This is a genomic window from Streptomyces sp. NPDC052023 (assembly GCF_044548465.1).
Taxonomy (GTDB): Bacteria; Actinomycetota; Actinomycetes; order Streptomycetales; family Streptomycetaceae; genus Streptomyces.
Window position 1 is genome coordinate 606,927 of the sequence record NZ_JBIUBW010000003.1, and the last position, 8,304, is coordinate 615,230.

The 8,304-nt window shown below is 69.7% G+C and carries 7 protein-coding genes and 2 pseudogenes; 3 read left to right on the forward strand and 6 right to left on the reverse strand.

The window, feature by feature from the left end:
* Nucleotides 1–87: 87 nt before the first annotated feature.
* The gene (locus ACIHCM_RS10345; RefSeq protein WP_399892146.1) at nt 88–462 is read right to left on the reverse strand and encodes an amphi-Trp domain-containing protein; all 375 of its coding nucleotides are present in this window, start codon (nt 460–462) and stop codon (nt 88–90) included.
* A gap of 442 nt (nt 463–904) precedes the next feature.
* Between ACIHCM_RS10345 and ACIHCM_RS10350 the strand changes: the two genes are divergently transcribed.
* The 3 genes and pseudogenes from ACIHCM_RS10350 (at nt 905) to ACIHCM_RS10360 (ending at nt 4,360) form a co-directional block, all read left to right on the forward strand.
* Nucleotides 905–1,171, forward strand: a complete 267-nt coding sequence (locus ACIHCM_RS10350) for a DUF6262 family protein (protein ID WP_399892150.1) — start codon at nt 905–907, stop codon at nt 1,169–1,171.
* A 100-nt stretch (nt 1,172–1,271) separates the two neighbouring features.
* A pseudogene (locus ACIHCM_RS10355) lies at nt 1,272–1,745 on the forward strand (DUF4158 domain-containing protein); the annotation flags it as partial.
* Between the two features lie 569 nt (nt 1,746–2,314).
* Nucleotides 2,315–4,360, forward strand: a complete 2,046-nt coding sequence (locus tag ACIHCM_RS10360) for a transposase (RefSeq protein ID WP_399892153.1) — start codon at nt 2,315–2,317, stop codon at nt 4,358–4,360.
* A gap of 356 nt (nt 4,361–4,716) precedes the next feature.
* On the opposite strand, the gene ACIHCM_RS10365 is transcribed toward ACIHCM_RS10360, so the two are convergent.
* The 5 genes and pseudogenes from ACIHCM_RS10365 to ACIHCM_RS10385 form a co-directional block, all read right to left on the reverse strand.
* Complete coding sequence (locus ACIHCM_RS10365) at nt 4,717–5,475, reverse strand: SDR family NAD(P)-dependent oxidoreductase (RefSeq protein ID WP_399892156.1); 759 nt, start codon at nt 5,473–5,475, stop codon at nt 4,717–4,719.
* Between the two features lie 25 nt (nt 5,476–5,500).
* A complete protein-coding gene (locus ACIHCM_RS10370; RefSeq protein WP_399892159.1) occupies nt 5,501–6,844 on the reverse strand; it encodes an MFS transporter in 1,344 nt (447 codons plus the stop codon).
* Between the two features lie 79 nt (nt 6,845–6,923).
* Nucleotides 6,924–7,508 carry a TetR/AcrR family transcriptional regulator gene (locus ACIHCM_RS10375; protein ID WP_399892162.1) on the reverse strand — a complete coding sequence of 195 codons (585 nt, stop codon included), beginning with the start codon at nt 7,506–7,508 and terminating at the stop codon, nt 6,924–6,926.
* Between the two features lie 33 nt (nt 7,509–7,541).
* Nucleotides 7,542–7,655, reverse strand: a complete 114-nt coding sequence (locus ACIHCM_RS10380; protein ID WP_399892207.1) for a helix-turn-helix domain-containing protein — start codon at nt 7,653–7,655, stop codon at nt 7,542–7,544.
* Between the two features lie 137 nt (nt 7,656–7,792).
* Nucleotides 7,793–8,143: pseudogene (locus ACIHCM_RS10385) on the reverse strand (recombinase family protein); the annotation flags it as partial.
* Between the last annotated feature and the right edge of the window lie 161 nt (nt 8,144–8,304).

The following is an 8,304-nucleotide window of genomic DNA, read 5'->3' on the forward strand; positions in this document are numbered from 1 at the left end:
GCAGCCGGAACGGCCGCGCCGCCTCGCTCTACGCCCTGCGCGGTGGCTCACCAGGACCGTGGCAGGTCGCCGGAGCGCCCGCAGGTCTCACTTACGCTTCGCCGCGGTACGCCTGGACGGGGTGGGCGACGCCGATTGCTTGTTCGCGGCGGACTTGGTGGCCGACCTTGCGGGGGCCCGCTCCGACTCGGCGTCCGCAGTCGTGCCGGCCGCAGGCGCGGCAGCGTGACGGGACCGGCCCGTCGGCCATTTCAGCTCGATCTCCAGCTCGATCTCGCCACCGCCGACCTCGAATTCCACCTCACCGCGCAGTTCGTCGGGGATCCGCAGGCTCAGCACTCCCGAACCCAGCTCGAGCTCGGCTTCGCCACCTTCCCTCAGTGCCTGGGCCAGCGCCGCGAGCTGATCGGCGGCCTCGATACGGGACAACGCCTTCTTGTGCTCGAACTTCAGGTCCTTCATGGCTTCCTCCACACCACGGGCAACGGGCAAAGCGCGCCGTTCTCATCGTCGTGCGCCGTTCCGGATCCGGCATCTCGCAGCGCGGGAGCCCCCGCCGGCCTGACGTGATGCGCGAGGCACAGCATGTGTCCGCGTTCTGTGTCCGCGCCCTACTCGAAGAACCTCAGGCTCCGGCCGGTGTCCGCGTGCGGGCCGGGGACGCCGGTGCGGCTGTAGGCGGTCCCGCCACCAGGAGAACGTGCCGGTGTACCACTGCATGGGGCGCGCTCCGCCGCGTCCGCCGCCTGATCAACCGGGTCAAGGCGGACCTGGACGACCTGTCAGAGGAAGAACGCGCCCAGATCGAGGAAGCCGTCGCCGTGGTCCGCCGCGGCCGCGTGGTGATGCTGGGCATGCCGCGCGTCGGCAAGCCACTTCCCGATGTCAGGCCTTGGAGGCTGCCGTGATCCCCGCCATGCGCGACGGCCGCCAGGCCGAGACCGAGCGCCGCCGCCAGCGGGTGGCAACTGCGGTGAAGAACGACGCGAAGAACGGCACCCCGATCAGCGTCTCGGCCATCGCCCGGCAAGCCGGAGTAGACCGCAGCTTCCTCTACCGTCACCGCCACCTGCTCGGGATCGTCCACGCCGCCGAACTCGAACGGCAGCCCAGGACGAGGGTCAGCCGAGATACGGCCGAAAGGGATAGCAGCGCGATCTTGAGAGGGTGACCGGTGTCTCCGGGGCGGCTATCGGTAGGGCCGCCGGTCACCCTGGTACGGTCCCGCGCGGAAGTGATCGTTTTCGTACCAAGGGGCGGGAACCGGCGGGGTGACTTCGATAGAACGGACCGCGTACCCGCGGTTCAAGCGGCTGATGTCGGCGCGGGAGATGCACGTCTTCTTCACCCCCAAGCGCGAGGAGATCAACTGGGTCCGGGAGCGGACCCGATCCGGGGAGCACCTGCTCGCCCTGACCCTGGCGCTGAAGTGCTACCAGAAGCTGGGCTACTTCCCGTAGGCCGCCGAGGTGCCCGAGACGGTGGTGGAGCACGTGCGCGCCCTGGAGCTGCCCGAGGGCACCGGGCCGCACTACGAGTCGGCCAATACCGCCAAACTGCACCGCAAGCTGGTGCGTGAGCGGCAGGGCATCTCCTACGACCAGGAACGGGCCCGGAGAATCGCGGAGGAGGCGATCCGGCGGGCGGCGCTGGTGAAGAACAACCCGCCGGACCTGATCAACGTCGCACTGGAGGAACTGGTCCGGGCGACCTGCGAACTGCCGGCGTTCCGCACCCTGGACGAGATGGCCGCCCGGATCCGCCGAGAGGTCAACGAGGACATCTTCACCATCGTCCGGTCCCGCATGCCCATGGAGGACCGGGCCCGCCTCCATGGGCTGCTGGAGGTGGGCGGCCTGGACCGCAAGAGCGGGCTGAACCGGCTGAAAAAGCCCGCGAAGCGCCCGAGCTGGAGCCACCTGAAGGAGCAGCACAAGCAGCTTCAGTGGGTGGACGGGCTCGGGAACACCGATACATGGCTGGAGGGGATCGCGCCAGGGAAGATCGCCGACTTCGCGGCCGAGGCCGGCGCGCTGGACGCGGCGGAGCTGCGGGACTACGAGGCGGGCAAGCGCATCGCGTTGCTGGCCTGCCTGGTGCACGCGGCCCGGCGGCGGGCCCGTGACGATCTGGCGGAGATGTTCTGCAAGCGGGTGGCGACCAAGCTGAAGAACGCGAAGGGCGAGCTGGAGGAGATCCGCAAGCAGCAGGCGCTGGTGGAGCGGATGATCGGCACCTACCGCACGGTGCTGGAGCGGATCGACCCCGCCGGCCTTCTGCCGCACGGCCCGGACGGGGCCCGGCTGCGTTCCCGGTGGGGAAGAAGGCCCGCCGCAGGGCGGCGCGGGCGCTGGCCGCGCAGCGGGCCGCCGCGCTGGCGATGGCGCAGAAGGCAGTTTTGTCCTCCGGGTCGTTCGCGGCGGAGTTGGCCGACATCGAGGCGGTGGCCGCGCACCACGGCAACAATCACGAGGTTCTGGTCGCCCGCTTCTACAAGCGGGACCGGGCGCCGATGTTCGACCTGGTGGGCACGCTGGAGTTCGAGGCGGTCAGTGAGGACCGGCGGGTGCTGGACGCGCTGGCGCCCGCGCGGGTCCACCAGAGCGCGACCCGCGAGTACGTCTCCGAGCTGTACCAGGGGGAGCCGCTGGACCTGGGTTTCGCGTCGCAGAACTGGCAGCGGGCCGTACGGGACCGGCGCAGGCCCGGCATGCTGGACCGGCGGCGCTTCGAGACGCTGGTCTTCACCTACCTGGCCGAGCACCTGCGGACCGGCGATGTGGCCGTCACCGGCTCGGACGCCTTCGCCAACTGGCTTCAGACGCTGCCCGAGTGGGAGGAGTGCGGGCCGAAGCTGGCGCAGTTGTGCGAGGAGACCGGCCTGCCGGACACGGCCGCCGCCTTCACCGCGGCCCTGCGCCAGCGGCTGGAGGCCACCGCGGCGGAGGTGGATTCCGGGTATCCGGACAACGCGGACCTGGTTATCGACGAGAACGGGGTGCCGGTGCTGCGCAAGCAGCGCGCCAAGGGCGTCAGCGCGATGGCGGAGGCGCTGGAGGCGGAGGTCAAGGCGCGGATGCCGGAGCGGACTCTGCTGGGCATCCTGTCGCGCACGGCGTACTGGGTGGAGTGGTGGCGCCGGTTCGGTCCGGCCTCCGGCAGCGACCCGAAGCTGAAGGACCCGTTCGGCCGGTACGTGCTGGCCACCTTCGTGGGCGGCATCAACATGACGTTCGCCGAGGCCGCGCGGCACATCGCCGGGGTGTCCGCGCACGGGCTGGGCGCGATCACGAACCGGCACCTGAGCGTGGAGAAGATCAACGAGGCGATCACCGACGTGGTGAACGCGTTCATGCGCCTGGACCTGGTCAAGGCGTGGGGCGACGGGACATCCGTGGCGGCCGACGGCACGCAGATGGACACCTTCATCGACAACCTGCTCGCCGAGTCCTCGATCCGGTACGGAGGATTCGGAGGCATTGCATACCATCACATATCGGATGAGTGCATCGCGCTCTTCTCCAGATTCGTGCCCTGCGGGGTCTGGGAGGCCGTCTACATCATCGATGGACTGCTGAAGAACGCCTCCGAGATGAAGCCGGACACAATCCACGCCGATACGCAAGGCCAGTCGTTCCCGGTCTTCTGTCTGGCCCATTTGATGGGGTTTGAGCTGATGCCGAGGATACGGAACTGGAAGGACCGCACTTACCGGCCCTCCGCCGGCGCCCGCTACCGGCACATCGATGTCCTGCTCGACCAAGGCGGCCGCAACGTCATCGACTGGCGGCTGATCGAGACCCACTGGCGCGATCTCATGCGCGTCAGCATCGCTATCCGCGAGGGCACCCTGGCCTCGCCGCTGCTGCTGCGGCGCCTGGGCAGCAACTCCCACCGCAACCAGATCTACCGGGCCTTCCGCGAGGTCGGCCGGGCGGTCGCCACCGTGCAGCTGCTGCGGTTCATCTCGGACCCCTCGCTGCGCCGCCGGGTGACGGCGGCCACCAACAAGGTGGAGTCCTTCAACAACTTCACCGACTGGCTGGCGTTCTGCAACGGCGGGGTGATCGCCGAGAACGACCCGGTCGAGCAGGAGAAGGCGGTGAAGCTGACGTCCTTGCTGGCCAACTGCGTGATCTTCCATACGACGCTGGACCTGATGAACGTGGTCCGCGAGCTCCAGACGGAGGGATGGCAGATCACCGGGGAGGACCTGGCCGCGATCAGCCCGTACCTCACCGAGCACATCATGCGGTTCGGTTCGTATGCCACCACTGAGCTGACGGTGCGGCCCGACGCGTTCGACCCGCACCTGGACGTCGACTTCGATGCGGAGGAACGCGAGCCGACCGTGGCATGAGAGACCTCGCGTCAGTCAAAGACCGTGACGGTCGGCGAGTGTCCGGCAGCATCAAGGCCGCGAAGTCCAGTACTGCGGTCAGGTCCGTGCTGTGAGGTCGAGACGCACGAAGTGTGCCTTGGCGGCCGGGATTCCGCCCTGCAATCGTGCCTCGGCCGCCTTGCCACGGGCCTCGCTGCGGCAGGCGAGGACCGTCCGAGTGCCACGACGGGCCGGTTCCGTGCTCCGCAGAGTCGATGCCGCTGTTGGCGCCGGCGGCACCGTAGTGCGGCCGCTCTGGTCGGGGGGCTCGCGTTCCAGCCCGTCGTGGCGGAGTTCCTTGCTGAGGGAAGGGTGTCGCCGAGGCCTACGAGCCGTCAGGCCGAGGCTCCGCTGTCGATGACCAGGTCGGTGCCGACCACCGCGCCGGCTGCGGGCGAGGCGAGGTAGAGCACCGCGGCCGCCACTTCTTCGGCCTCCGCGACCCGGCCGAGCGGAGTCGCCGTCTTCATCCGCTCGGTACGGCCGGCCTCGGTCTCACCGGGCAGCAACGACATGGACGTGGCAGCGGGACCCGGGCTGACCGCGTTGATGCGGATGCCCTGGTGGATGTGGTCGAGAGCGGAGGCGCGGGTCAGCGCGGAGACCGCCGCCTTGGAGGTGATGTACGCGGCAACGTTCGGGATCCGCAGGTGTGCTCCCAGATTGGAGGAGATGTTGACGATGGCGCCGCCACCGTTTCCCTTCATGTGCGCGATCTCGTGCTTCATGGCCAGCCAGACGCCGGTGACATTGGTCCGCAACACCGCGTCCCAGTCCTCCTCGCTCACCTCACCGACGGGCACGGCGCCGCGGAGTATTCCGGCGTTGTTGACCGCGATGTCCAGTCCGCCGAAGCGGGTGACGCTCTCGCGTACGAGGTTCTGGAGCTGGCCGGAGTCGGTGACATCGGCGGTGACGGCGGTGGCCGTGCCGCCGGTGGCCTCGATGAGACCGACCGTCTCGTCCAGGGAGGCCGCGGTGCGTCCCGCGGCGACCACGGATGCGCCCTCGGCGGCGAAGGCGCGCGCGATTGCGCGGCCGAGGCCGGAGCCTGCGCCGGTGACGAGGACGGTCTTGCCGGTGAAGCGGTTCATTTCGGTGGCTCCCTTGAGTGATGGATTACTGGGTGCGGTGGGTCAGGAGGGCCACGAGGGCCAGACCGGCCCCCGTCGCGGCGAGCGACCAGGCGTCGCTGCCGAGCGTGAGCAGGATCGCGAACAGGACGGTCGGGCCGAATTCCATCGCGGTGTTCAGCACGCCGCCCGCGAGCCCCATCTGCTGCTGCGGCACGCCTTCGGTGGCGAGCACGGCGGCTCCCGCGAAGGCGGCCGCGGTGCCGGCCGGCAGCAGCACGAGGCCCGGCAGCAGCCCGTACCCGTATGAGAGGTGTGCGTCGATCCCGGTGAGCGCGAGGAGGGCGAGGCCGGCCGCGCCGGTGCCGAGCCCGGCCGCTGTGACGGTTCGGGCCCCGTACCGGCCGATGAGCGGTCCTGCCGCCCGGCTTGAGGCGACCAGCGCAACAGCGAACGGCACGAACGCCGCCGAGGTCTGCAGCTGTGACCAGTCACGCGCCTGCTGGAGATGGAGCGAGAGGACCACAAAGGTCATCGCGGTTCCGCAGGCGCTCAGTGCGATGGCCGCGAGGGCGAGGGCCCGCCGCCGGTCGAGCAGGAAGCGGGGCGGCAGCAGCGGATCGCGGGCGCGGCGCTCGGCGTACCAGAAGGCGGCGAGCAGCGCGGCCCCGCCGAGCAGCGGCACGAGCACGCCGGCCGACGACCAGGGGCGGGCGTCGGTGACGACGAGTCCGTAACTGGCGAGGGTGATCCCGGCGGTGGCGAGCAGGGCACCCGGCAGGTCGAGAGTCCTGCCCCGGCTCGGCGTGGTGTCCGGCAGCAGCCGGGGCGTGAGGGCGAGGGCTGCGAGGGCCACCACGAGCGGTACGGCGAAGGTCCAACGCCAGGACAGCAGCGCTGAGATGACGCCGGAGAGCAGATTGCCCGCGGTCGCGCCGAGTATTGAGAGCCCGCCCCAGGTGGCCATCGCCCTGCCGTACGCGGGGGAGGGGAAGACGGCGCGCAGCACGGCCATGGCGGCTGGCGCGATCAGAGCCGCGCCCGCACCCTGTGCGAAGCGCGCCGCGAGCAGCGTCCCAATGCCGGGGGCGAGCGGGGCGGCGGCCGAGGCGGCGGCGAAGAGGACCAGGCCTGCGGTGAGGGCACGCCGCCCGCCGTAGCGGTCGGCGAGGCGTCCGCCGAAGAGCAGCAGCCCGGCGAAGGTCAGTCCGTAGGCGGCGCTGAGCAGGATCAAGTCGGCGCGGTTCAGGCCTAATTCGCGCCCGATGAGGGGCAGCGGTACGGCGAGCGCGGCGAGCGTGAAGATCAGCGTGGTCTGGACGCCGCCGAGGAGGACGAAGGCGCATCGCTGCTGCACAGTGGCGACGCGGGCGGCGTCTGTGGCGGTCATGCTGTCCTCCTGATATTTGACCTATCGGTTCATTATTTGGGCATGCGGAAGGAAGCCCGGTGGCTGCGGTGGGTGTGAGTCAGTCCAGCAAGGCCAGCGCCTGCTCGGCCGCGTCCCGCACCCGGGCGGGATCGTTCGACGCCTTGCCGACGATCCGTACCCCCTGCAGCAGGACGAGCAGCATGCGGGCCAGCGCCCGCGGATCGCGGCTTTCGGGCAGCTCGCCCTGAGCCTGGGCCCGTACGAGCGCGGAGTGCATCAAGGTTTCGAGATGGTCCCAGCTGATCTCGACCCGGCGGGCCGCCGCAGGGTCGTGCGGGGCCAGCTCGGCCGCCGTGTTGGTGACGAAACAGCCGTTCAGCCGGCCTCCCGGGGAGACGGCCTCTGCGGCGAAGCGACGCACCACCGCCCGCACCGCAGGCAGTGCGGGGCCCGGCTGGGACAGCTCGGCGAGGAGGGCCGGGTCGCGCGTCTCGGCGTACCGGTCCATGGCCTTCAGATACAGCTCGTGCTTGCTGCCGAAGGTCGCGTAGAGGCTGGCGCGGCCGATGCCGAGGTGCTCGACGAGGTCCGTCATCGACGTCGCTTCGTAGCCGCGCCGCCAGAACAGCTCAAGGGCCGACTGCAGCGCGGCGTCCGGATCGAATTCCTTGGTCCTGGCCACGTCGAAGACCATAGACGTATCTGGAACGGCCGGTCAAATAACTGCGCACTGTGGCCAGGCTTGTGACGGGCCCTCACTTCCCGCACGCTCCAGGACCCGGTACACCGTCGCGCGAGAGACGGAGAATAGTTCGGCGAGGTCAGCGATGGTGTGCTCGCCGGTGGCATGCTGCTCGACGAGGTGGGCCTGCTGCCGGGCGGAGGCTTGGGCCGCTTGCCGCGGAGCTTGCCCTTGGAACGAGCGACGGCCATGCCCTCGCGAGTCCTCATCCGCAACAGATCGACCTCGAACTCAGCGAAGGTGGCCAGGATGTTGAAGAACATCTTGCCCATCGGGTCGCTCGGATCGTAGATCGTGCCGCCGAGGGAGAGCTTCACGTTGCGGACGGTGAGGGAGTCGCCGATGTTACGGGCGTCGGGCACCGAGCGGGCGAGCCGGTCGAGCTTCGGTACGACGAGGGTGTCACCGGCCCGGACCGCCGCCAGGGCCTGATCGAGGCCGGGCCGGTCGCGGTTGGTGCCGGTGAGTCCGTGGTCGAGGCAGATGCGGTCCTCGGTCACACCGAGACCGAGCAGGATCTCGCGCTGGGCGGTGAGGTCCTGTTTGTCGAGGCTGCACCTCGCGTGACCGATCAAGGTTGCTGTCGTGACCTGGAGTGTACGAATAGCCCCCGCTCACCGTACAGATCACCGGACACCTTAAGAAGTCATCTCAATTGGCCGGTTCGGTAGGCTGCGGGCGTGGGGATCGTTGAGCGGCTGGTGCCGGATGAGTTGTGGGCTTTGTTCCAGCGGGT

What these genes read in the sequence shown, in the direction of transcription:
- ACIHCM_RS10365 (WP_399892156.1), bottom strand. Translation starts at nt 5,475, where the DNA reads ATGAACCGCTTCACCGGCAAGACCGTCCTCGTCACCGGCGCAGGCTCC.
- ACIHCM_RS10345 (WP_399892146.1), bottom strand. Translation starts at nt 462, where the DNA reads ATGAAGGACCTGAAGTTCGAGCACAAGAAGGCGTTGTCCCGTATCGAG.
- ACIHCM_RS10370 (WP_399892159.1), bottom strand. Translation starts at nt 6,844, where the DNA reads ATGACCGCCACAGACGCCGCCCGCGTCGCCACTGTGCAGCAGCGATGC.